Consider the following 23,071-nt stretch of genomic DNA (forward strand, 5'->3'; position numbering starts at 1 on the left):
ACGCGCCCGCCAGTCCGCCTTCGCGAGCAAGCTCGCTCCCACAAGATCAATGCAAGCTTTGAGCGGCAGCACTCGCGAGCAATGCGGATCGCCGCCCCGGTCGCTACCGCATGATCGACAACGCCCATGTGGGAGTGAGCTTGCTCACGAAGAGGCCTGACAAACCACAGGAAATCTGACGCGCCCGCCAGTCCGCCTTCGCGAGCAAGCTCGCTCCCACAAGATCAATGCAAACTTTGAGCGGCAGCACTCGCGACCAATGCGGACCTCCGCCCCGGTCGCTCTCACATTTTCAAAGCCAGATAGCGTCCCATAAGGGATAATCACGCACGCTTTTGACAAGGCCGGCGCGAAGAGGGTTGGCAACCACATAACGGGCATAATTCACAAGGCTGTCTTCGGTCCGGATGCTGATGTCGTGGAATCCGCTTTGCCACAACGGCCCACTGCAACCCTTTGTTCTGTTTATGGCGATCGCGCTTTTCGATTTAACGCGCTGTACAACTCGGGATAAAGATTGACCATTCAACTGCAGCAGCCAGTGAATATGGTCAGGCATGATGACCCAGGCTAGTGAATCAGCCAGTTGCTGCTCCTGGACTTGCCGAAGTTCATCGACGAGCAGACGCCCCATTCGCCAATCGGAAAAAACAGGATTTCTCTGAAATGTTTTTGCGGTCACCAGATAAGTTCGGCCTGCACTCGATATTCGCCCCGAGCGCAAACGATGTGACTGTGCCCTCTCGTTCATTCCCATCACCTTGTGGCTGTGCGCTGAGGAACAACTCTACGAAACGGGCGCAATCAATAGGGCTCCAAGGTTTACCTGAGTGTTTCAAATGCTTGGTCGAGCCACCCTCTCACTCCCTCCAGAACGTCACGGAGACTCCCCCATGCTCAAAAAAGCATTCCTGCTGGCCGCGCTGCTGCTACCCGCCTGCTTCGCCCAAGCCCATGAGTACACGGCAGGACCGCTGCTGATTGGTCATCCGTGGTCGATGGCGTTGCCGCCCAATGCACCGACAGTAGCGGCGTATTTCACGGTCGAGAACAAAGGCGACAGCGCCGACCGGCTACTCAGCGTCGACAGCCCTGTCGCCGGGCAGGCGCAGTTGCACGAGCATGTACACGCCGACGGGCTGATGAAGATGCGGCCTGTTCAGGCGGTCGATATTCCGGCAGGCGGGACAGTGAGTTTTGCCCCCATGGCCTGGCATGTGATGCTGCTGGACCTCAAGGACCGCTCGACACTGGTCGTCGGCCAACGCTTCCCGATGACCCTGCATTTTGAAAAGGCAGGAGATGTCGAGGTGCAGGTCGTGGTACAAAAGCAGGCTCCGAAACACCAGCACTGAGTAGCTTTCCCGATTGAGCGCCACCTGCCGCCGCGACCGTTCAACCGTCCCCCGTAGCCATCGGGGTGCATGGCTGAGCCTGTTCGCCATGTTGATGATCTTTATCGGCCCGCTGGTTTCCCAGTCGATGCCGATGGATCAGCACGCCGGCATGTCAATGTCCATGCCCGCGACGATGGACATGTCGGCCGACGCTCATGCCCATCATGGCAGCGAGCACACCATGCCTGCCGAGGCCGGCATGAGCGATCACGCGCTGTGGGCCAAGTGTGGCTATTGCACGCTGCTGTTCAGTTGCCCGGCGCTGCTCAATGTACTTGAGCTGGTGGCCGCCAGCCCTCCCGTACCCAGCGACTTTTTCGCGCCGTCCCGCCTGCAGGGCCATGCACGCCGGGCGATTTTCCCCAACGCCCGAAGCCGGGCGCCGCCAACGCTTATCACGGCATAACCGGAAAAAAAAGATTCCACCCTCGCGCGCGGCCCAAGGCTGCGCGCGAGGTGTGCTGTGTTATCCCTATTGGGGAGCGTTAATCGTGTCCAAACCTGATGTTTCGTTTTATAACCTGGCCTGGCGATGGCATTTCTACGCCGGGCTGTTTGTCGCGCCGTTCATGATCCTGCTGTCGCTGACCGGGATCATTTATCTGTTCAAGCCACAACTGGACAACCTGATGTACAGCGACCTGCTGTACGTGTCGCCGACTGAGCAGCGTCTTACTGCCGATGAGTTGCAACAACGAGTGGCGAGTACTTATCCACAGGCCACCCTCGGCAAGTTTTTCCCTCCGACCAGTACGGAAGGCAGCGCTCAGTTTGTGATCAACGAACAGGGCCGTGACGTGAATGTGTTTGTCGATCCGTACCGCGGCATCATTCTTGGCACTCAGGACGCCAAAGACAACCTGCAGGCCATTGCTCGCGCGCTGCATGGCGAATTGATGATCGGCACGCCAGGCGACCGGCTTATAGAGCTCGCGGCGGGTTGGGGCATTGTGCTGGTGGTCTCCGGCCTCTACCTGTGGTGGCCACGCGGTCGATCAGCGGCCGGCGTGTTCTGGCCGCGCCTGACGGCCAAAGGTCGCGTGTTGTGGCGAGACCTGCACGCGGTTACCGGTTTCTGGGGGGCGTTGCTGTTGCTGTTCATGCTGTTGAGCGGCATGACCTGGACCGGTATGTGGGGCAAGCAATATGCCGCGGTGTGGAACACCTTTCCGGCGGCGATGTGGAAGGATGTGCCTAAATCCGACAAGCAGGCCGGAGACCTGAACACTGCCAGCGTGCAGACCGTACCTTGGGCGATGGAAAACACGCCGATGCCGGTTTCAGGCGGTGATCACGCCGAACACATGGGCCATATGCACATGTCCAGCGCCCCGGCAGCGCCAAAAGTGTCCTTGCAACAGGTGGTCGATATCGCACGGGCGAGAGACATCGTGCCGGGCTACAGCATCACTCAGCCAAAGACGGCCGACGGTGTATTCACAGTGTCGGTGTTCGCTGACGACCCGCGTGACGACGCAACGCTGCATATCGATCAGTACACCGGCAAGGTGCTGGCCGACGTGCGCTATGTCGATTACAGCGCAGTGTCCAAGGCCACCGAGCTGGGCGTGATGTTGCATGAAGGCAAGTTTTTTGGCTGGGTCAATCAGTTGCTGATCCTGCTGGTGTGCCTGATGGTGCTGCTCAGTTCGGTCAGCGGGCTGGTGATCTGGTGGAAGCGCCGACCGCAGAGCGGGCTGGGTGTACCGCCGCTGCGCCATGACCTGCCACGCTGGAAAATGGCAACAGGGGTGATGATTGCACTCGGCGTCTTGTTCCCTCTGGTGGGCATTTCGATGCTGATTGTCTGGGTGCTTGATCGAATAGTGCTTTCGCGCTTTGCCAAACGCGCGACAACAGCTTAGATTGCACGCTGCGGGGCCTGAAACCATTGAGTGGCGTTGTGATGAATTCCTCCTCATACCCGGTTTCAGGCCTCGCCCCTTCCCTTGTCGCCCGACCTGCCGGCTCGTCGCCCCTTCCTACTGAACGCATGGCCATTGCCACGCGCATCAGGCAATGCTGCCCGACAGCCATACGCCGCCATCCCTGACTAGATGCAATGAACCGCCTGGCGACAGCCTGGAGCGGATCATTTTTCATCGAGACGAAATGGCGCCATGAACGCAACGTTAGACACCTCCCCGCAACCTGCTCGACCTATACCTGACAGCAGCACCTACCCGCCGACCCTGAGTGACACCGTACGTGAGCTGACGCATGAGCTGCTGCGCACGGTAAAACCCGAGCTGGACGTTCAGGCCACCTGGCTGGCCTACCGTGACAGCACGTTGCCGCCCGATGCAGAAGACAGCGTGTACAGCGCACCGCTGATCGCCAGCCTGATCGAGCATTTCACCGGCAGGCTGAGCTGGAACGACAATGAGGTGCAAGGTTTTTACCCAACGCCGTCGCCCTCCGCGCAGACGATCGTCATCAACCCCCTGCCCCGCACGGCCATCCTCACACTGTTTGCTGAGGTCAACGAACAACTGGAGCAACGTTATACCCGCGAGCTGGCAGATTACTGGGGCGCGGCACTGCAAGACGGTAAGACCCGAAGCAGCGAATTTCTCGCTGAACGGGTTCATTGCCTGAAATCAGAATGTGAAATACGCGTTGCCCTGGGAGAAATGACCACCCGCCACTTCACGATGCTCTCGGCAGCACTGAAGCCGTGCGCTGCAGGCGCTGTAGACGAGTTCCAGCCACACAGTATTTATGGCGTGTCGGCAAGCCTCGATGGCCGTGAGCCGATTGCGCTGTCCGGGGCTTTTGCCATCACCCGCACACTTCGCACGCTGCCTTTGGAGGTGCATGAAGACGTGCAGGAAGACGTTTTGCTGTTCACCCTTAATAACGGGCTGGAAGCGTTCACGTCCTTCAAGCAGATGAACGATACCCTGGTACAGCGAGGGACCGACCCCGGGTACAGACAGCAACTTCGCGCCGAACTCGCGCCGGCAGAACCAACGCAGGCCGTCAGCGCACTGCAATGGCATTACACGGCATTGGGCGGTCACTTCCTGAGCCTGTTACTGACGCGCCAGATCATCAAGCAAAAATCCCTGTTTGCCCAAGCGGCACAACTTGCCCGGGCCGGGCAGATGGACGCCGATGCGTTCGAGCAGTTGAATTTACGTCTGCTGGCACCCGGGCTTCATTTCAACAACCAGCAGCATCTGCATCAGCTTGATGCCGACCTGATATACACCCACATGCCCGACTGGTGGAAAAGCATGGGGCAAGCGCAGCGCGAAGCGTGGCTTGAGCAGGCACGGCGTCTGGGTGAGGCGGTGGTAAAGATTCAACATTCCGGCAAGGATTACTTTAACCAGCCTGGCAACGACAGCCGCCGTTACCTGACGCACTACATCGACCATCAATTGAGTCAAGCGCTGAAACAAGCCGCAATAAGGCTTGAACCCGAGCAGATAGTCGTCACCCTGACGTACAGGGTGCGCTCCTGGACAATCGAAATTCCCGGGACACCTGAGGTGCCGGACAAAAACACCACGAGAATGTCGCTTGCGCAACTGGTGCGTAACCCGACTCATCGGGCCAGAGTCAGGGATGCAGTGCAGATCGACGTCGTTGACGAGACCGGGGCCGCGCTCACCCGGCTGGACACGCGCGCCATCAAGGAGCTGGTCGAGACGATCAACAGTCCCGAACACCTCACCGAGTACCTCGACGTCAATCTGAAATCATCGACCTACGCCCATCAGCTCAAGCAGTCTCAAAAAAACGTGCTGGAGGCTCAGATGAAAATGGCCTTGCTGGAGATTGATCAGCAAGCCTTCCCGCTGACGGGTTCCAGCTGGATCAAGGCGGTGCTGAATGCACCCTCGCCGGACAAACGCAGCACGGTCAACGGCGAACGAATCGAAGTCAGGTTTTTCAGCGTCAACCAGCTCAAGATGACCAATGTCATGTTGATCGCGCCGCAGGACCGGTTCGACAAAGGCCCGCTGGTGCTATGCACCCTCGACGCGCCTGACGGCGTGGTCTTCCGCTGGTTCAACAGCATGTTTCATCTCAACACCCGCTTTCTGGAAGAAACATCATTCCAGCGTTACCTGATCCAGCAGATTCCGGTGTCGCGGCGTCTGGAGACGCTGCATGCCATGAACTACGAGAAACAGGCCAGACACTGGCGTGTGCCCGATATCTTCACCCGCCTTTCTCCGATTCCGATTCCTGACAAACTGCTGCGCCCGGTGGTCTTTATCCCGCAGAGTAAAGACTTCTACGAGGAAAACCACGAGGCCAAAATCAACCTCCTGATCCAGGAGATCAAGCAACGGATGGGGCTGACGCCGGGAGCGGGACAATCCGGAAGTTTCGACATCGTCGCCAGCATCGCCCTTCTGTTTCTGCCCACCCCCATCATGATTCCTATTGCCTTGGGGCTGGGCTTGCTCAAAACATGGAGCGCTTTTTCGAAAATCCAGGACAACGATCTCGAAGGCGCTGCCGAGGAGTTTCTGAGCGCTATAGGTTACCTGTCCACCGCCGCCATCGGGCGCGCAGGGGCATACCTCAAACCGGCGATGCACCTGGCAGCGAAGGTCAGACGTCCGCATCTGATACGCAGGGTGGGCCGAGACGGGCAAGTGCAGATCGGCTACCTGATGTCTCACCTGCGCGCCCCGAGATTCGCAGACTCAGGCGTAACGGTCGCGCTGGATTCCAAAGACTTTCTGGCCATTGAGCTGGGTACAGAGCGGTGTTACGTAAGCCGCCGTGCAAACATGTTCGGCCATTCACGTCTTTATCGTCCTCATCCCACCGACGCAGCACTGCTTGTGCATAAACAGGAATACGTCTTGCGCAGCACAAGTGGCGCCTGGAAAGCCGTTGGCAACGAAATCCCGCGCATCAGCCAACTTGTCATTCGCCAGGCCAGATCACGATTAAGCCAGTTGCTGACTGATTGGCCAGCCTCTTTTGAGGAAGCCAGCGCCGCAGAGCGATTACAGTTCGAGACGGACTACATGGCCTTGAGCAAGGCATCCAATGCCGAGGGCTTGCCCGCGATCACATCGTACGCAGAAGGCGGCTCGGGCGAGATCAACCCGCTGCTGAGGGCCGGCGTGCGCAATGCCAGAACGCGCAGTTTTCTTAGTCAGTTTTACCGTCTGAAGGAATGGCACGGCGACGCTTTCCGCGCCACGTATGTAACCAGCGAGGGGCTGGCATGTCTTGAGCGAGAGACTGGTGCCGTGTTTGTGGATAACGGTGTGCAATCAGCATCCGTGTCGCGAGCCAATGCCGTCAGATGGAGCCAGGACGGTTTTGTGACCCATAACGCCAACGCTGATAACCATCCGGTGTTTTTCATCTTTGCGCCGTCAGTGCCCAAAAAGAACATGTTCACGGGTTTTCTGGGTGATCACGTCGCGGTCCCCCCTGGCACGCTCTTGCAACTAAGGGCAACGAACAAGATAAACGGCCAGCTGTACGCCTATTTCGACATTCCGGAACAGCTTGTAGACCAGACCTATGATCTGTATTCCGGCGAAAAAGAATGGTGGGTGTAATTCACTCGAGCGACTGACGGAGAGCCAGTGAAAAAACTGGCTTTTGGCAATCGCACCACGATAACGCACGTGATGGCCGTCCTGCCGAGCGGTGTTCCACGCTGGTGCGCATCCCCTTTTCCAGGCGACAGATTCGTTCCATTTTGCGACGTCTGCGCTTTGGCCCAGCATTTGCTAAAGCTTGCTGTACGCAACGTACCCACCACCCGACACGATCTCAAAAACCATACGAACGGAGTCCACCAATGAAGCGTCGCAGTCTGATCAAAGCCTTCACCCTGTCCGCATCGATTGCCGCCATGGGTCTGACCTGGACCGTTCAGGCTGCCGAGACCATCAAGGTCGGCATCCTGCATTCGCTGTCGGGGACGATGGCCATCTCCGAAACCTCGCTTAAAGACATGGCGTTGATGACGATCGATGAAATCAATGCCAAGGGGGGTGTGAACGGCAAGATGCTGGAGCCCGTGGTCGTGGACCCGGCATCCAACTGGCCGTTGTTCGCTGAAAAGGGCCGTCAGTTGCTGACTCAGGACAAAGTGGCCGTGGTATTCGGCTGCTGGACATCGGTCTCTCGCAAGTCGGTTCTGCCGGTGTTTGAAGAATTGAACGGCTTGCTGTTCTACCCGGTTCAGTACGAAGGCGAGGAAATGTCGCCTAACGTTTTCTACACCGGCGCAGCGCCTAACCAACAGGCGATTCCGGCGGTCGAGTACGTGATGAGTGAAGACGGTGGTTCGGCCAAGCGCTTCTTCCTGCTGGGCACCGATTACGTTTACCCGCGTACCACCAACAAGATCCTGCGGGCATTCCTGCATTCCAAAGGCGTGAAAGACACCGATATCGAAGAGGTCTACACGCCGTTTGGCCATTCTGACTATCAGACCATCGTGGCCAACATCAAGAAATTCTCCGCCGTTGGCAAGACCGCCGTTATTTCCACCGTCAACGGCGACTCTAACGTGCCGTTTTACAAGGAACTGGCCAACCAGGGCCTGAAGGCCACCGACGTTCCGGTTGTCGCCTTCTCGGTGGGCGAAGAAGAACTGCGCGGTATCGACACCAAGCCATTGGTGGGTCATCTGGCAGCCTGGAACTACTTCCAGTCCGTCGAAAACCCGGTCAACAAGAAGTTCGTTGCTGACTGGACCGCCTACGCCAAGAAGAAAAACCTGCCAGGCGCCGACAAGGCCGTGACCAACGACCCGATGGAAGCCACCTATGTAGGTATCCACATGTGGGCGCAGGCGGTGGAGAAAGCCAAATCCACCGATGTCGACAAAGTCCGTGAAGCAATGGCCGGGCAGACGTTCGCCGCACCGTCGGGCTTTACCCTGATGATGGACAAGACCAACCATCACCTGCACAAGCCCGTGATGATCGGCGAAATTCAGAAAGACGGGCAGTTTAACGTCGTCTGGCAGACCAAAGAACCGATCCGCGCCCAGCCTTGGAGCCCTTATATCCCGGGCAACGACAAGAAGCCGGACTCTCCGGCCAAGAGCAACTGAGGGATAAAAGTCGACTGATGATCGTTCCCGCGCTCCAGCGTGGGAATGCAGTTCTGGACGCTCCGCGTCCAATCCCGAGCGTGCAGCTCGATGCAAATGTGACGCAGAGCGTCACGAAAGGCATCCCCACGCAAAGCGTGAGGAACGAGCAGTGTGAGGGCGGACAACCATGAGCGCTCTCTGGAACGCCACACTGAATCAAGGCCATATTGATATGCCTTCTTACCTTTACCGCTTCATCTTCGCATTGAGTCTGTTGCTGCCATTCGCAGCTCAGGCCGGCGATGCCAGTGATTTTGTCGCAGCCAGTTCTTCGAAACAGGCAGAACTGCTGGAAACCTGGGCCGCCATGCCGGCACCGGAGCGCGTCGAGCTGCTTGAAGCGCTGCGCGACGGTCGTGTTGCTGCTGACAGCAGCAAGCGCGCCTGGATCGAGAGCAACGATAAATATGTGCCCGTGGAGGCTGATGCCCCCGCGGCGGCTGATGCTCCAACCCCCGATGAACCGCGCAAACTGCGCCTGAACAATCGGCTGCGAGGCTTGGTGGAAACCGCACTGGCCAGCCATCAACTGGTGGCGGCCGATAGCGCCGTTCGCCTCGCCGCTGCCCAACAATTGCAACGCAGCGCCCGCCCTGCGCAGCTGGATTTGCTGAGCCAGCGTGTGGCCAGCGAAACCGACAGCACCGTAAAAAGTGCGCTGACGCTGGCCCTGGCCAACCTGCAGATGGTCGACTCCAGCCCTACGGTGCGCCTGGCCGCCGTCCGGTTGCTGGGTGAAACCGGCGATCCGTTGGCCCGTACCCGCCTTGAATCGTTACTGGCTCCGGGCGTGGAAAACGACGCTTCGGTGCGTGTGGCTGCGGAAACCAGTCTGGCTCAGGTCAAACGCAAGCTGATGATCGGCGAGCTGCTGGGTCAGGCGTTCAGTGGCATGTCACTGGGTTCGATCCTGCTATTGGCCGCGCTGGGCCTGGCAATCACCTTCGGCCTGCTCGGCGTGATCAACATGGCGCACGGCGAAATGCTGATGCTGGGTGCCTACTCGACCTACATGGTTCAACTGATGTTCCAGCGCTACGCGCCGGGTGCCATCGAGTACTACCCGCTGATTGCGCTGCCCGTGGCGTTTTTTGTCACCGCCGCGATCGGCATGGCGCTGGAACGAACGGTCATTCGCCATTTGTACGGTCGCCCGCTGGAAACCCTGCTGGCGACATGGGGCATCAGCCTGATGCTGATTCAGGCTGTGCGGCTGGCCTTCGGCGCACAGAACGTCGAAGTGGCCAACCCGCAATGGCTGTCCGGCGGAATCCAGGTACTGCCGAATCTGGTGCTGCCTTACAACCGTATCGTGATCATCGCGTTCGCCCTGTTCGTGGTAGTGCTGACCTGGCTGCTGCTGAACAAGACCCGCCTGGGCCTGAACGTGCGGGCCGTGACCCAGAACCGCAACATGGCCGCCTGCTGCGGCGTGCCGACCGGTCGTATCGACATGATGGCCTTCGGGCTGGGCTCCGGCATCGCAGGCCTGGGCGGCGTGGCGCTCAGCCAGATCGGCAACGTCGGCCCGGACCTGGGCCAGAGCTACATCATCGATTCGTTCCTGGTGGTGGTGCTCGGCGGTGTCGGGCAACTGGCCGGCAGCGTGACGGCAGCCTTCGGGCTGGGCATTGCCAACAAGATTCTTGAACCGCAGATCGGCGCCGTACTGGGCAAAATCCTGATCCTGGCGCTGATCATTCTGTTTATCCAGAAACGTCCGCAAGGCCTCTTCGCATTGAAAGGACGGGTGATCGACTGATGAGCCAGCCATTGATGTTAACCGCCGCACAGAAAGTCGGCCCCAAGGGCACGCTGGCTGTGGGCATTCTGATACTGGCCGTGCTGCTGGCACTGCCGCTGCTTTCCTTGTTGCCTGCCGAAAACAGCTTTCAAGTGTCGGCCTACACGCTGACACTGGTGGGCAAAATTCTCTGCTACGCCATCGTCGCCCTTGCCCTGGACCTGGTCTGGGGTTACGCGGGGTTGTTGTCGCTGGGCCACGGCCTGTTCTTCGCCCTGGGTGGCTATGCGATGGGCATGTACCTGATGCGCCAGGCGGCAGGCGACGGTCTGCCTGCGTTCATGACGTTCCTGTCGTGGACCGAACTGCCCTGGTACTGGGCGGGCACCGACAACTTCCTCTGGGCGATGTGCCTGGTGGTCCTGGCGCCGGGATTGCTGGCGCTGGTGTTCGGTTTCTTCGCCTTTCGCTCGCGGATCAAGGGCGTGTATTTCTCGATCATGACCCAGGCCCTGACGTTTGCCGGCATGCTGTTGTTCTTTCGCAACGAAACCGGCTTTGGCGGCAACAACGGGTTCACCAACTTTCGCAGCATTCTGGGGTTCAGCATCAGTTCGCAAGGCACGCGTGCGGTGCTGTTTCTGGCGACCGTTGCGTTGCTGGTGGCCAGCCTGTACATCGGCTGGAAGCTGGCACAGAGCAAGTTCGGTCGGGTGCTGACGGCGCTGCGTGATGCTGAAAACCGCCTGATGTTCTGCGGCTACGACCCACGCGGCTTCAAGCTGTTCGTCTGGGTGCTGAGCGCGGTGCTGTGCGGCCTGGCCGGTGCCCTGTATGTGCCGCAGGTCGGCATCATCAACCCCAGCGAAATGTCACCGACCAACTCCATCGAGGCAGCCGTGTGGGTGGCCCTTGGCGGTCGCGGCACGCTGATCGGCCCGCTGTTGGGTGCCGGCCTGGTCAACGGCATGAAAAGCTGGTTCACGATGGCTTTCCCGGAATACTGGCTGTTCTTCCTCGGCGCGCTGTTCATTATCGTCACGCTGTACCTGCCCAAGGGCGTGATCGGCCTGCTGAAGAAAAGGAGCGAGCAATGAAAACCACTCCGACCCCGTCTTTGATGCTTGAGCCGATCCTGGCCCCCAACTCCGACGCTGGCACCAGCCGCGACGCCGTGGGCCTTGGCAAAAGTGCCGGCAAAGGCCTGAACACAAGGCATGGCACGATCCTGACGCTGGAAGACATCAGCGTCAGCTTCGACGGCTTCAAAGCGCTCAATGATCTGAACCTGTACATCGGCGTGGGTGAACTGCGCTGCATCATCGGCCCCAACGGCGCGGGCAAGACCACGCTGATGGACGTCATCACTGGCAAGACCCGCCCGAGCCACGGCAAGGCGTGGTTCGGCGAGACGCTGGACCTGACACAGATGAGCGAAGTACAGATTGCCCAGTCCGGGATTGGCCGCAAGTTTCAGAAGCCCACGGTGTTCGAAGCCCTGAGCGTGTTCGAAAACCTGGAGTTGGCGCAGAAAACCGACAAATCGGTGTGGGCCAGCCTGCGGGCACGCCTGAGCGGCGAGCAACAGGACCGGATCAACGAGGTGCTGGAGACCATTCGCCTGACCTCCTCGATGCATCGCCCGGCCGGCTTGCTGTCCCACGGTCAAAAGCAGTTTCTGGAAATCGGCATGCTGCTGGTTCAAGACCCGCAATTACTGTTGCTCGACGAGCCGGTGGCGGGCATGACCGACGCTGAAACCGAGTTCACCGCCGAGCTGTTCAAAAGCCTTGCCGGCAAGCACTCGCTGATGGTGGTGGAACACGACATGGGCTTCGTCGGTTCGATTGCCGACCACGTCACCGTGCTGCATCAGGGCAGCGTACTGGCCGAAGGCTCACTGAACGACGTTCAGGCCGATGAACGCGTGATCGAAGTGTATCTGGGCCGTTGAAGGCCCGGCTTCCAGTTGTTCCTCCGCGTGAGAATGCCTGTCCAGACGCTCCGCATCGCAAGCAGTGACCCTGCTGCAACAGACGAGAACACGAACCATGCTCCAGGTCGAAAAGCTCCATCAGTATTACGGCGGCAGCCACATTCTTCGCGGTCTGTCGTTTGATGTGAAGGTCGGTGAAGTCACCTGCCTGCTGGGCCGTAACGGCGTCGGCAAGACCACGCTGTTGCGCGTGCTCATGGGGCTGTTGCCGTCGAAAGAAGGCACGGTCAAATGGGAAGGTAAAACCATCACTGCCACCAAGACCCATCAGCGGGTGCATGCCGGGATTGCCTACGTCCCGCAAGGCCGAGAGATCTTCGGTCGGCTGACGGTCGAGGAGAACCTGCTGATGGGGCTGTCCCGGTTTCCCGGCTCAGAGGCCAAAGAGGTGCCCGATTTCATCTACGAACTGTTCCCGGTGCTGCTGCAAATGAAGCATCGCCGTGGCGGTGATCTGTCAGGTGGTCAACAACAGCAACTGGCGATTGGCCGGGCACTGGCAAGCCGCCCGCGCCTGCTGATTCTCGATGAGCCGACCGAAGGCATTCAGCCCTCGGTCATCAAGGAGATCGGCGCGGTGATCAAAAAACTGGCCGAGCGCGGCGACATGGCGATTCTGCTGGTCGAACAGTTCTACGACTTTGCGGCAGAGCTGGCCGATCAATACCTGGTGATGTCGCGGGGGGAAATCGTCCAGCAGGGTCGTGGCGAGAACATGGAGGCTGACGGTGTGCGCGGTCTGGTCACTATTTGATGCGCCAATCCGTTATCGTGCAGCCTTCGACAACGCAATGAAGACGCTATGAACCTGCCTGCCCACACTGCCTTGTTCACGCCCAGCTGGCATGCCGAGCTGGAGCTGGGCTATGGCCGTTTCGATGACTGCACGCGCCCGACCCAGCGCCGCCACAAGGGGCCTTTGCGAGTGCAGAAACATCTGTACGCCGAAGGGCCTGAGGTGTGCCAGCACATCATTGTTCACCCACCGGGCGGTATCGCCGGGGGCGACCGGCTGGATATTTCGGCAACGGTCGGCGCCCAAGCCTGGGCACAACTGACCAGCCCTGGCGCAGCCAAGTGGTATCGCGCCGCCAGCCCGGCGTTTCAGCAACTGGAACTGCATGTACAGCCCGGCGCGACCCTGGAGTGGCTGCCGCAGGAAACCATTGTATTCAGCAACGCCCAGGCAGAACTGACCACGCGTATCGAGCTGCACGGTGACGCCCGGCTATGCTACTGGGATGTCGTGGCGCTGGGGCGTCCGGCCAGTGGCGAGCGTTTCGAACATGGCCACTTTCAATCGCACCTGGATATTCGTCGCGACGGAACATTGCTCTGGCATGAACGGCAACGCATCATCGGCGGCGACGGGCTACTGGATTCGCCCATCGGCCTGGATGGCAAAACGGTTTTCGCCACCCTCCTTCTGACCGGTGAAGCCGACAGCGACCTGCTTGAAAGCTGCCGCTCATTGTCGATGCACAATCCGGTGCGCGGTAACCTGACGCAATTGCCTGGCTTGATCGTTGCGCGTTGTCTGGCTGATGAGGCCTTGCATGCCAGGGCCTGGCTGATAGAAATCTGGAAGCGTCTGCGCCCGGCGCTGCTGGGACGCGAAGCGGTGACACCGAGAATCTGGAACACCTGATTGATGACTGGACGCACTGCGTCCCAGGCTACACCCTTGGCGCTGATGCACTCAGCGTTATACATAAGTACTGAGAAGCCCGAAAATCGTGGCTTTTAGCGCTTCTGCCCGCAGGGCGTGGGAGCGAACTTGTTCGCGAAGACGGTAGTGCTTACGATGCATTTTTGGGAAATATACCGCCCCTTTCGCGAACAATGCGGATCGCCGCCCCGGTCGCCCCTACGGCCTTCGGCCAGAATCCGAGACAGACTTATACATAACGATGAAGGCGCAGGCCTGGGAATGATCCCCCACTGAATTTGAAGAAGCGGAAACCCTATGGACCTGACGCCACGCGAAAAAGACAAGATGCTGATTTTCACCGCCGGACTGGTTGCCGAACGGCGTCTGGCGCGCGGAGTGAAGCTCAACTATCCGGAAGCCATGGCCTACATTTCTGCGGCGTTGCTCGAAGGCGCGCGTGACGGCCAGACTGTCGCTGATCTGATGCACTACGGCACGACGTTGCTCACCCGCGATCAGGTCATGGAAGGCATCCCGGAAATGATCCCGGAGATTCAGGTGGAAGCCACGTTCCCGGACGGCACCAAGCTGGTCACCGTGCATCAGCCGATTGCCTGAAGGAGTGATCATGCAAGACCTGATTCGCGATGCACTGCCAGACGATCTGCCGGGGATCCTGGCGATCTACAACGATGCGGTGCTGAACACCACCGCGATCTGGAACGAACAACCGGTCGACCTGGCCAACCGTCAGGCCTGGCATGCGTCTCGCCAGACCCAGGGTTACCCGATCCTGGTCGCGCTCGACAGCGCAGGCGAAGTCGTGGGCTATTCGTCGTTCGGTGACTGGCGGCCTTTCGAGGGTTTTCGCCATACCGTCGAGCATTCGGTTTATGTGCGCGCGGATCAACGTGGCAAAGGCTTGGGGCCGCGCTTGATGGCAGCCCTGATCGAGCGCGCCCGTGACTGTGAAAAACACATGATGGTGGCCGCCATCGAAAGCGGCAACGCGGCCTCCATCGCCCTGCATGATCGTCTGGGCTTCAAGACCACCGGGCAAATGCCGCAAGTCGGCACCAAGTTCGGTCGCTGGCTGGACCTGACCTTCATGCAGCTTGATCTGTCGCCCGGTGCTCCACCGCCCGCGTCGCAAGCCCCCAAACCCCTCTAGAGAGCGCGCCATGAATCATGCACAGCTGCGACGTGTGACCGCTGAAAGTTTCGCGTATTACCGCCGTGGCCTGGCGCATTTGCTGTTCGACACGGTTCACGACGGCGCCTCGGTCGGGTTCATGGCAGACCTCGACATGGACCAGGCCAATGCCTGGTGCGATGGCCTGACAGCCGACATCGCCGCCGGTCATCTGCTGCTGTGGGTGGTGGCTGAAGAAGGGAACGTGCTGGCCAGTGCGCAGCTGTCGCTGTGCCAGAAACCCAATGGCCTGAACCGCGCCGAAGTGCAGAAGCTGATGGTGCTGCCGACTGCCCGCGGTCGTGGCCTGGGCAGACAGTTGATGGACGAGGTCGAGCAGGCTGCGGTGAAGCACAAACGCGGGCTGCTGCACCTGGACACCGAGGCCGGTTCCACGGCTGAAGCGTTTTATCGTTCGCGGGCCTACAACCGTGTCGGCGAACTGCCGGACTATTGCGCCACACCGGACGGTCGTTACCGGCCGACCGCCATTTATTTCAAAACCTTGGGGCAACCGACATGATCCCTGGCGAATACCAGATCCAGCCCGGCGACATCGAACTCAACGCCGGACGTCGCACCATCAGCCTGACGGTCGCCAACAGTGGTGACCGGCCAATCCAGGTGGGCTCGCATTTTCACTTTTTTGAAACCAACGACGCGCTGACCTTCGACCGCGTCGCCAGCCGCGGCATGCGTCTGAACATCCCGGCCGGCACTGCCGTGCGCTTCGAGCCGGGCCAGTCCCGCGAAATCGAACTGGTGGACCTGGCGGGATTGCGCAAGGTCTACGGCTTTGCCGGACGGGTGATGGGGGATCTGGATTGACGCATTCGGACTTTTGAATATCGTTCCTGCGCTCCGCGTGGGAATGCAGTTCGCGACGCTCTGCGTCACATCGAAACCGGGCAGAGAAGCCTGCGCTTCGATTACACCTGCCATCGCGCAAGACTGAAGATGTGTGACGCAGAGCGTCACGGGATGCATGCCAACGCGGAGCATTGGCACGATAGCCATAGTCAGTCGGGTTTGCGTACAACGACGCATAAGGAATCACCATGAAGATTTCCAGACAAGCCTACGCCGACATGTTCGGCCCCACCGTTGGCGACAAGGTTCGACTGGCGGATACCGAGCTGTGGATCGAGGTCGAGAAAGACTTCACCACGTATGGCGAGGAAGTGAAATTCGGCGGTGGCAAGGTTATCCGTGACGGCATGGGCCAGGGTCAACTGATGGCCGCCGATGTGGTCGATACGCTGATCACCAATGCCTTGATCATCGACCACTGGGGCATTGTCAAAGCCGACGTGGGCATCAAGAACGGGCGTATTGCAGCCATCGGCAAAGCGGGCAACCCGGACATTCAGCCGGACGTGACCATTGCCGTCGGCGCGGCCACCGAAGTCATTGCCGGTGAAGGCATGATCCTCACCGCAGGCGGCGTCGACACGCATATCCACTTCATCTGCCCGCAGCAGATCGAAGAAGCGCTGATGAGCGGCGTCACCACCATGATCGGTGGCGGCACAGGCCCTGCGACGGGCACCAACGCCACCACCGTCACACCCGGCCCGTGGCACATGGCGCGCATGCTCCAGGCCTCGGACTCGTTCCCGATGAACATCGGCTTCACCGGCAAGGGCAACGCCAGCCTGCCAGGCCCGCTGATCGAACAGGTCAAGGCTGGCGCAATCGGCCTGAAACTGCACGAAGACTGGGGCACGACCCCGGCCGCCATCGACAACTGCCTGAGCGTTGCCGATCAATACGACGTGCAGGTCGCCATCCACAGCGACACGCTGAACGAGTCAGGCTTTGTCGAGACCACCCTCGCCGCGTTCAAGAACCGCACGATCCACACGTACCACACCGAAGGTGCCGGTGGCGGCCATGCGCCGGACATCATCAAGGCCTGCGGCTCGCCCAACGTGCTGCCCAGCTCGACCAACCCGACCCGGCCATTCACCCGCAACACCATTGACGAGCACCTGGACATGCTCATGGTCTGTCATCACCTGGACCCGAGCATCGCCGAAGACGTGGCCTTCGCGGAGAGCCGCATACGCCGCGAAACCATTGCTGCCGAAGATATCCTTCACGACCTGGGCGCGTTTTCCATGCTCAGTTCCGACAGCCAGGCCATGGGCCGGGTTGGCGAAGTGATCATGCGCACCTGGCAAACCGCCGACAAGATGAAAAAACAGCGCGGCCCGCTGCCACAGGATGGCCCCGGCAACGACAACTTCCGCGCCAAGCGTTACATCGCCAAATACACCATCAACCCGGCCATCACCCACGGCATCAGCCATGAAGTGGGTTCTATCGAAGTCGGTAAATGGGCTGATCTGGTGCTGTGGCGTCCAGCGTTCTTCGGCGTCAAACCCACCCTGATCCTCAAGGGCGGGGCCATTGCCGCCAGCCTGATGGGCGACGCCAACGCCTCGATCCCGACGCCGCAACCGGTCCACTACCGCCCGATGTTCGCCAGCTACAGCAGCTCGCTGCATGCCACCAGCATGACCTTCATCAGCCAGGCCGCATTCGACGCAGGCGTGCCGGAGTCTCTGGGCCTGAAGAAGCAAATCGGGGTGGTCAAAGGCTGCCGCACCGTGCAGAAAAAGGACTTGATCCACAACGACTACCTGCCGGATATCGAAGTCGACCCACAGACCTATCAGGTCAAGGCCGACGGTGTGTTGCTGTGGTGTGAGCCTGCAGAAGTGTTGCCGATGGCGCAGCGGTATTTTCTGTTCTGAAATAACAAGGGCCTTCGGTTTCAGAAGGCCCTTCAATGTTTTCCGCTCAGTTTATTCTTGGGGGCTAAGCAACTCATTGATTTTCGCCCTGAACCAGAACTTCAAATGAAAATCAGCGGTTTCCTCAAGCTTTTTACCGCCCTTGAGAAAGATAATGGTCGGCGCAGCAGTCACATTGTAGCTTTGGGCTGTAGCTGGGCACGTGTCCACGGGCACACGAAGCATGACGACCTTCCCTTCGAACTCGGGCGCAAGCTCATCGAGAATGGCTCCCGTCCGTGCGCTGCTGTTCGCTTCACCATGCTCATTAACGCCCGGCTTGCTGAACTCCAGCAACACCAACGGGCTGACTTCAGCCCATTCGCGATTGAAATCGCCATCGTCTTTAACAGCGAGGACCGTTCCTGCTTTCTTCTTGTAATTCAGAAACGTCTCTTCAGACTCCAATATCCCCAACGCCTGCAATGAGTCGTTGATGGCGTCCAGCGTCCCCACGTCTTGCTTGATTTTTTCGCCCTGCAAAATTCGATGCCGAGCACAGAAGAACGTGAGTTTCCCTTCCGCAAAATCGTCCCGCTCACTGACCTTTCCGTCGGCCAGTATTTTCTCGGCCAGCTTGATCTGCTCTTCGACAAATTTTGCGAATTCTGTCTTCAACATGGTGAACCTCCAATTATGACGTGGATAGCAATTCGTCCAGGATCTGCGTCGTACGAACATCGGTCTGCAGGCCGACAAGGTCATCTCTCACCTTTTGACCTTTTTTGAAAAAGACCATCGTAGGGCCGTGATTGATGGCATGAGCGGCCGACGTGAGCGGATTGAGTGAGTCTTTCAGATCCGGATCCAGTTCGATTTCAACCCGAGCGAATACGACCCGGTTGATGTAGTCGTCTGCCAGCTTGTTGAAAACAGCGTCCATTTTTGCGCTGGCGTTTTCCAGGCCTCGCTTATTCACCTTCTCTTTTGTCGAGAATTCGACCACCACCAGCTTGTGGTCGCTGGCCTCGATGACCTCTTTCTGAAAGGTCGTATCAGTCACCGTCGTGACACTCATGCCTTGGGCCTCCAATCGATTAATCTGCCGATTGAACATAGGCCCCTGCAAAAAGGGCGTCTACTGACAGAAATGACAGTAAACGCCCTATATTTCGTGTCATGTAAAGGAGGTAATATGCGCCATCTTTTGTCACGTTCCTCCAGCAAGGTAGTCGGCCCATGCGCCTTTCCGAATTCATCGTTGTTCATGTGGATCGTATTGTCGACGAATGGGAAGACTTCGCCAGAACCCTGAAACCCGCCGCAGAAACGATGAGCAAAGTCGAGTTGCGGGATCACGCCAAGTCGATTTTGCTTGCTGCGGCGCGGGACATGAACACCGCGCAGAGCAAGAGCGAGGAAATCGCCAAGGCCCGTGGGGAGGAACTGAACAAGACGCCGAGCCTGGATGAAGCCGCCAGCAGTCATGGCGAGCTGCGCCACGAGGTAGGTTTTGATCTGGTGCAGATGACGTCCGAATTCCGCCACCTGCGCGCCAGCGTCATTCGTCTGTGGGTCGAAAGTCTGAATGCGCCGCAACTGGCCGACTTCCAGGACGTGATCCGGTTCAACGAGGCCATCGACGAAGCGCTGGCAGAGTCCACCGCCGCCTATGCCGAGCGGGTCGGGCGTTCACGGGACATCTTTCTGGCCATTCTCGGCCATGACCTGCGCGCGCCGCTGCAGGCCGTCAGCATGTCCACTGAACTGCTGGCACGGAAAGTTTCGCTGGATGAGAAAACCAGTTCCTACATTTCGCGCATTCAGATGAGCACCCGCCACATGGGCACGATGGTCAGCGATTTGCTGGAATTCGTGCGCAGCCGGCTGGGTGCCGGGCTGCCCGTGGAGCGCAAATACATGGACCTGGCAGGCGCTTGCCGCGAGGCCATAGAAGAAGCCTGCGCCGGGCGACCCGATTCGGCGCCGGTGCTGAACATTGAAGGTAATACCTGTGGTCAATGGGACACCGGGCGCATCAGTCAGATGTTGCAGAACCTGATCGGCAACGCCTTGCAGCACGGCGCCGCCAGTCACGAGATCACTGTCTGTGTCACCGGCGCCGAAAACGCGGTGGTGCTGGTGGTTCACAACGAAGGCAAGCCGATTGCCGAGGACGCCATCGGCACGATCTTCGATCCACTGGTACGCAGTACGCAGGAAGACAGCGAGTCGCGCGGCACCTCGACCAGCTTGGGTCTGGGGCTGTTTATCGTCAAGGAAGTGGTCAACGCCCACAGCGGCAGCATCACCGTGACCTCGACCATCGGCGACGGCACCACGTTTACCGTGGTGCTGCCCCGAAACTGACCCGGGCCGCGGGGCAGCGCCTTACATCGACACCGCGCCCTCCCTTGCTACTCAGCCTTTCCAGTGAGCCCGTGGGTCAAACGACGTGCTGTCGGCCAGTTTCTGCCAGAGCGCACGGGTCGCCTCATCGGTGTGCTTGGGCACCACGATCTTGAGCTGGGCGTACAGGTCGCCGCGCTCGCCGCTCTTGGTCATCAGACCGTTACCCTTGATCCGCAAACGCTGACCGTTCTGACTGTCAGGACGAATGGTCAGGTTGAGCCGGCTGGTCAGAGTCGGCACCGCGACCTTGGTGCCCAGCACGGCTTCCCAGGGTGCCAGCGGTACGGTGATCACCAGATCGTGGCCTTCGACCTCGAACATGGGATGTGGCGCCAGGCGAATGATCAGGTACAAATCACCGGCAGCTCCACCGGCCACACCGGGGGCGCCCTGCCCCTTCAGGCGGATTCGCTCGCCATCGGTCACGCCCGCAGGAATCTTCACGTTCAGGGTCTTGGTGATGTCACTCATGCGCTGCCCGTTGGGACTGTGCTGAGGCACCTTGAAGCTGACCTGCTTGGATTCGCCTGACAGGGTCTCCTCAAGGAAAACGGCCAGTTCCATCTCGACGTCCTGCCCGGTGCGCCCCGTATTGCGGGTACGTCCGCCCTGCTGTGGCCGGCCACCAAAAATGGAGCTGAAGAACTCGGAAAAGTCTGCCGTCTCCTCAAACCCGCCTGCGCCCGCGCCGGCACGGCTTTGCCAGCCCGGCGGGGTCTGGAACGGGCGCCCCTGTCGACCGTACTTGCGCAGTTCGTCGTACTCGGCACGCTTGTCAGGGCTGCTGAGCACTTCGTAGGCTTCGGACGCTTCCTTGAACTTGTCTTCGGCGCCGGCCTCCTTGCTGACGTCGGGGTGATACTTGCGGGCCAGTTTGCGGTAGGCGGTCTTTATCGCCTTGTCGTCCGCAGTGGGTTCAACGTCAAGTATCTTGTAGTAGTCTTTGAAATCCATGTAACGATCACCCATCCGATTTATCCGGCAAAGCCAGATACGCTGGCGTCACGCGCCCAGCTCCCTCTATCAAGAGGTATCTGGATTACCTAACGTCGAAAAATGTACCGATAGCCAGCCGCGTTTGCAGGCGGGTCGACTTTTCGACAACCTGGTCTACCGAGAATACCTTCAAGATTGGGGGTAACAGGCGTCAGTTCAAGCCTTGGCGGCAAATACCGTCAGGCAAATATAAAAGACGTGTCGCGCTACGCAATTGGCGTGCGCTGACATAAACTGCGCGGCCGTTTTTTGACTGGAACGTAAAAGACATGAATGACCAATCCCCGGCCCGTGCCTGCGGCATCGATTTCGGCACGTCCAACTCCACTGTCGGCTGGCAACGACCCGGCATGGAATCGTTGATCGCGCTGGAGGACGACAAGATTACCCTGCCATCGGTGGTGTTCTTCAATATGGAAGAACGCCGACCGGTCTACGGACGCCTCGCGCTTCACGAATACCTGGAAGGCTATGAAGGCCGCCTGATGCGCTCGCTCAAGAGCCTGCTGGGTTCCAAGCTGATCAAGCACGACACCAGCGTGCTGGGCACCGCGATGCCATTCAAGGACCTGCTGGCGCTGTTTATCGGCGAGTTGAAAAAGCGCGCCGAGCACGTCGCCGGGCGCGAATTCGAGCAGGTCGTGCTGGGCCGCCCGGTACATTTTGTCGATGACGACGCGCAGGCTGATCAGGAAGCTGAAGACACTTTGGCCGAAGTGGCCCGCAAGATCGGATTCAAGGACGTGTCATTTCAGTTCGAGCCTATCGCCGCGGCATTCGATTACGAATCCACCGTCGAAAACGAAGAACTGGTGCTGATTGTCGACATCGGCGGCGGTACGTCGGACTTCTCGCTCGTGCGCCTGTCACCAGAGCGACGCCAGCACGATGATCGTCAGCAAGACATTCTGGCCACCGGTGGCGTACACATCGGCGGGACCGACTTCGACAAACAACTGAGCCTGCAAGGCGTAATGCCCTTATTTGGCTACGGCAGCCGCATGAAAAGCGGCGCCTACATGCCCACCAGTCATCACATCAACCTGGCGACCTGGCACACCATCAACGCGGTGTACTCGCAGAAATCCCAACTGGCGCTCGGCAGCATGCGCTATGACATCGAGGACACTGGCGGTATCGATCGTCTGTTCAAGCTGATCGAACAGCGCGCCGGACACTGGCTGGCGATGGAAGTGGAAGAAACCAAGATCCACCTGACCCATGCCGAACACCGCCATGTGCCAATGGACCGGGTCGAGCCGGGGCTGAGTGTGGAACTGAGTCGGGCCATGTTCGAATCGGCGATTGACGCCCAGCTTGAGCGGGTTCGCAACAGCGTGACAAGTTTGTTGAACGACGCGGGCGTGGGTGTGGAGCAGGTCAACACCGTGTTCTTCACCGGCGGCTCAAGCGGTATTCCGGCACTGCGCAACAGCGTTTCCGCCATGCTGCCCAATGCGCGACACGTCGAGGGCAATATTTTCGGCAGCATCGGCAGCGGCCTGGCCATCGAGGCGAAGAAGCGCTACGGCTAGACTCAAACGCGGACGCGGAGCGTCGGCACGATAGTCGAGATTATCGTTCCTCACGCTCCAGCGTGGGAATGCCTTGCATGACGCTCTGCGTCACAGATCTGCGACGCGCCGCATACTCAAGATCGGACGCAGAGCGTCCAGAACGGCATGCCCACGCGGAGCATGGGCACGATAGGTATTCTTCCGATCAACTCTCGTTCCTCACGCTCCAGCGTGGGAATGCCTTGCGTGACGCTCTGCGTCACAGATCTGCGACGCGCCGCATACTCAAGATCGGACGCAGAGCGTCCAGAACGGCATGCCCACGCGGAGCA

21 protein-coding genes and 1 pseudogene are annotated in these 23,071 nt (G+C 59.4%); 17 read left to right on the forward strand and 5 right to left on the reverse strand.

Features of this window, described 5'->3' with window-relative positions; translation table 11 throughout:
* Positions 1-292: 292 nt before the first annotated feature.
* Positions 293-751 (reverse strand): REP-associated tyrosine transposase, encoded by a 459-nt coding sequence (locus BW686_RS25495; protein ID WP_084920880.1) that lies wholly within the window; start codon positions 749-751, stop codon positions 293-295.
* A 142-nt stretch (positions 752-893) separates the two neighbouring features.
* Between BW686_RS25495 and BW686_RS25500 the strand changes: the two genes are divergently transcribed.
* The 15 genes from BW686_RS25500 to ureC all read left to right on the forward strand — a co-directional run bounded on the left by BW686_RS25500 (position 894) and on the right by ureC (position 17,835).
* Positions 894-1,355 (forward strand): copper chaperone PCu(A)C, encoded by a 462-nt coding sequence (locus tag BW686_RS25500; RefSeq protein WP_084920882.1) that lies wholly within the window; start codon positions 894-896, stop codon positions 1,353-1,355.
* Positions 1,356-1,368: 13 nt separating this feature from the next.
* On the forward strand, positions 1,369-1,803 hold the full coding sequence (locus BW686_RS25505) for a DUF2946 domain-containing protein (RefSeq protein ID WP_084920884.1): 435 nt from the start codon (positions 1,369-1,371) through the stop codon (positions 1,801-1,803).
* Positions 1,804-1,888: 85 nt separating this feature from the next.
* Positions 1,889-3,262, forward strand: coding sequence for a PepSY-associated TM helix domain-containing protein (locus BW686_RS25510; protein ID WP_084920887.1), 1,374 nt, complete (start codon positions 1,889-1,891; stop codon positions 3,260-3,262).
* A 255-nt stretch (positions 3,263-3,517) separates the two neighbouring features.
* The gene (locus BW686_RS25515) at positions 3,518-6,940 is read left to right on the forward strand and encodes a dermonecrotic toxin domain-containing protein (protein ID WP_084920889.1); all 3,423 of its coding nucleotides are present in this window, start codon (positions 3,518-3,520) and stop codon (positions 6,938-6,940) included.
* 245 nt (positions 6,941-7,185) lie between these two features.
* A complete protein-coding gene (gene urtA / locus BW686_RS25520) occupies positions 7,186-8,451 on the forward strand; it encodes an urea ABC transporter substrate-binding protein (protein ID WP_084920892.1) in 1,266 nt (421 codons plus the stop codon).
* Between the two features lie 214 nt (positions 8,452-8,665).
* The gene (urtB, locus tag BW686_RS25525; protein WP_084920927.1) at positions 8,666-10,255 is read left to right on the forward strand and encodes an urea ABC transporter permease subunit UrtB; all 1,590 of its coding nucleotides are present in this window, start codon (positions 8,666-8,668) and stop codon (positions 10,253-10,255) included.
* Positions 10,255-11,334 carry an urea ABC transporter permease subunit UrtC gene (urtC, locus tag BW686_RS25530; protein ID WP_084920894.1) on the forward strand — a complete coding sequence of 360 codons (1,080 nt, stop codon included), beginning with the start codon at positions 10,255-10,257 and terminating at the stop codon, positions 11,332-11,334. Before urtB ends, urtC begins: the two co-directional genes overlap by 1 nt.
* On the forward strand, positions 11,331-12,191 hold the full coding sequence (gene urtD / locus BW686_RS25535; protein ID WP_084920896.1) for an urea ABC transporter ATP-binding protein UrtD: 861 nt from the start codon (positions 11,331-11,333) through the stop codon (positions 12,189-12,191). Before urtC ends, urtD begins: the two co-directional genes overlap by 4 nt.
* Before the next feature lie 97 nt (positions 12,192-12,288).
* Positions 12,289-12,987: an urea ABC transporter ATP-binding subunit UrtE gene (gene urtE, locus BW686_RS25540; RefSeq protein ID WP_084920899.1), complete on the forward strand. Its 699-nt coding sequence runs from the start codon at positions 12,289-12,291 to the stop codon at positions 12,985-12,987.
* A 48-nt stretch (positions 12,988-13,035) separates the two neighbouring features.
* Positions 13,036-13,881 carry an urease accessory protein UreD gene (locus tag BW686_RS25545; protein WP_084920902.1) on the forward strand — a complete coding sequence of 282 codons (846 nt, stop codon included), beginning with the start codon at positions 13,036-13,038 and terminating at the stop codon, positions 13,879-13,881.
* Positions 13,882-14,199: 318 nt separating this feature from the next.
* Positions 14,200-14,502 carry an urease subunit gamma gene (gene ureA, locus BW686_RS25550; RefSeq protein WP_005763104.1) on the forward strand — a complete coding sequence of 101 codons (303 nt, stop codon included), beginning with the start codon at positions 14,200-14,202 and terminating at the stop codon, positions 14,500-14,502.
* Between the two features lie 10 nt (positions 14,503-14,512).
* The gene (locus BW686_RS25555) at positions 14,513-15,055 is read left to right on the forward strand and encodes a GNAT family N-acetyltransferase (RefSeq protein ID WP_084920905.1); all 543 of its coding nucleotides are present in this window, start codon (positions 14,513-14,515) and stop codon (positions 15,053-15,055) included.
* A 10-nt stretch (positions 15,056-15,065) separates the two neighbouring features.
* Positions 15,066-15,599 carry a GNAT family N-acetyltransferase gene (locus tag BW686_RS25560; RefSeq protein ID WP_084920908.1) on the forward strand — a complete coding sequence of 178 codons (534 nt, stop codon included), beginning with the start codon at positions 15,066-15,068 and terminating at the stop codon, positions 15,597-15,599.
* The gene (locus BW686_RS25565; protein WP_084920911.1) at positions 15,596-15,904 is read left to right on the forward strand and encodes an urease subunit beta; all 309 of its coding nucleotides are present in this window, start codon (positions 15,596-15,598) and stop codon (positions 15,902-15,904) included. The genes BW686_RS25560 and BW686_RS25565 overlap by 4 nt, the downstream gene beginning before the upstream one ends.
* Positions 15,905-16,134: 230 nt before the next feature.
* Positions 16,135-17,835, forward strand: coding sequence for an urease subunit alpha (gene ureC, locus BW686_RS25570; protein WP_084920915.1), 1,701 nt, complete (start codon positions 16,135-16,137; stop codon positions 17,833-17,835).
* Positions 17,836-17,886: 51 nt separating this feature from the next.
* Here ureC and BW686_RS27355 read toward each other — a convergent pair whose 3' ends face one another.
* The 3 genes and pseudogenes from BW686_RS27355 to BW686_RS25580 all read right to left on the reverse strand — a co-directional run bounded on the left by BW686_RS27355 (position 17,887) and on the right by BW686_RS25580 (position 18,931).
* Positions 17,887-18,060 carry a thioredoxin family protein gene (locus BW686_RS27355; protein ID WP_306298904.1) on the reverse strand — a complete coding sequence of 58 codons (174 nt, stop codon included), beginning with the start codon at positions 18,058-18,060 and terminating at the stop codon, positions 17,887-17,889.
* Positions 18,061-18,258: 198 nt separating this feature from the next.
* A pseudogene (locus BW686_RS27360) lies at positions 18,259-18,495 on the reverse strand (hypothetical protein); the annotation flags it as partial.
* A 13-nt stretch (positions 18,496-18,508) separates the two neighbouring features.
* Entirely contained in the window at positions 18,509-18,931 is a 423-nt protein-coding gene (locus BW686_RS25580; protein WP_256899425.1) for a thioredoxin family protein, read from the reverse strand.
* Between the two features lie 122 nt (positions 18,932-19,053).
* Between BW686_RS25580 and BW686_RS25585 the strand changes: the two genes are divergently transcribed.
* Positions 19,054-20,184, forward strand: a complete 1,131-nt coding sequence (locus tag BW686_RS25585; RefSeq protein WP_084920922.1) for a sensor histidine kinase — start codon at positions 19,054-19,056, stop codon at positions 20,182-20,184.
* Positions 20,185-20,235: 51 nt separating this feature from the next.
* Here the strand turns inward: BW686_RS25585 and cbpA are convergent, their stop codons facing one another.
* Complete coding sequence (gene cbpA / locus BW686_RS25590; protein WP_084920930.1) at positions 20,236-21,180, reverse strand: curved DNA-binding protein; 945 nt, start codon at positions 21,178-21,180, stop codon at positions 20,236-20,238.
* A gap of 311 nt (positions 21,181-21,491) precedes the next feature.
* Between cbpA and BW686_RS25595 the strand changes: the two genes are divergently transcribed.
* Positions 21,492-22,757 (forward strand): Hsp70 family protein, encoded by a 1,266-nt coding sequence (locus BW686_RS25595; RefSeq protein WP_084920925.1) that lies wholly within the window; start codon positions 21,492-21,494, stop codon positions 22,755-22,757.
* Positions 22,758-23,071: the final 314 nt, after the last annotated feature.

Source organism: Pseudomonas syringae (assembly GCF_002157375.1).
Classification (GTDB): domain Bacteria; phylum Pseudomonadota; class Gammaproteobacteria; order Pseudomonadales; family Pseudomonadaceae; genus Aquipseudomonas; species Aquipseudomonas syringae_T.

Bases quoted from the DNA above. Each gene is read 5' to 3' on its own strand.
- BW686_RS25495 (WP_084920880.1), bottom strand. From the start codon at position 751: ATGAACGAGAGGGCACAGTCACATCGTTTGCGCTCGGGGCGAATATCG.
- BW686_RS25500 (WP_084920882.1), top strand. From the start codon at position 894: ATGCTCAAAAAAGCATTCCTGCTGGCCGCGCTGCTGCTACCCGCCTGC.
- BW686_RS25515 (WP_084920889.1), top strand. From the start codon at position 3,518: ATGAACGCAACGTTAGACACCTCCCCGCAACCTGCTCGACCTATACCT.
- urtA (WP_084920892.1), top strand. From the start codon at position 7,186: ATGAAGCGTCGCAGTCTGATCAAAGCCTTCACCCTGTCCGCATCGATT.
- urtB (WP_084920927.1), top strand. From the start codon at position 8,666: ATGCCTTCTTACCTTTACCGCTTCATCTTCGCATTGAGTCTGTTGCTG.
- urtC (WP_084920894.1), top strand. From the start codon at position 10,255: ATGAGCCAGCCATTGATGTTAACCGCCGCACAGAAAGTCGGCCCCAAG.
- urtD (WP_084920896.1), top strand. From the start codon at position 11,331: ATGAAAACCACTCCGACCCCGTCTTTGATGCTTGAGCCGATCCTGGCC.
- urtE (WP_084920899.1), top strand. From the start codon at position 12,289: ATGCTCCAGGTCGAAAAGCTCCATCAGTATTACGGCGGCAGCCACATT.
- BW686_RS25545 (WP_084920902.1), top strand. From the start codon at position 13,036: ATGAACCTGCCTGCCCACACTGCCTTGTTCACGCCCAGCTGGCATGCC.
- ureA (WP_005763104.1), top strand. From the start codon at position 14,200: ATGGACCTGACGCCACGCGAAAAAGACAAGATGCTGATTTTCACCGCC.
- BW686_RS25555 (WP_084920905.1), top strand. From the start codon at position 14,513: ATGCAAGACCTGATTCGCGATGCACTGCCAGACGATCTGCCGGGGATC.
- BW686_RS25560 (WP_084920908.1), top strand. From the start codon at position 15,066: ATGAATCATGCACAGCTGCGACGTGTGACCGCTGAAAGTTTCGCGTAT.
- BW686_RS25565 (WP_084920911.1), top strand. From the start codon at position 15,596: ATGATCCCTGGCGAATACCAGATCCAGCCCGGCGACATCGAACTCAAC.
- ureC (WP_084920915.1), top strand. From the start codon at position 16,135: ATGAAGATTTCCAGACAAGCCTACGCCGACATGTTCGGCCCCACCGTT.
- BW686_RS27355 (WP_306298904.1), bottom strand. From the start codon at position 18,060: ATGCTTCGTGTGCCCGTGGACACGTGCCCAGCTACAGCCCAAAGCTAC.
- BW686_RS25580 (WP_256899425.1), bottom strand. From the start codon at position 18,931: ATGTTCAATCGGCAGATTAATCGATTGGAGGCCCAAGGCATGAGTGTC.
- BW686_RS25585 (WP_084920922.1), top strand. From the start codon at position 19,054: ATGCGCCTTTCCGAATTCATCGTTGTTCATGTGGATCGTATTGTCGAC.
- cbpA (WP_084920930.1), bottom strand. From the start codon at position 21,180: ATGGATTTCAAAGACTACTACAAGATACTTGACGTTGAACCCACTGCG.
- BW686_RS25595 (WP_084920925.1), top strand. From the start codon at position 21,492: ATGAATGACCAATCCCCGGCCCGTGCCTGCGGCATCGATTTCGGCACG.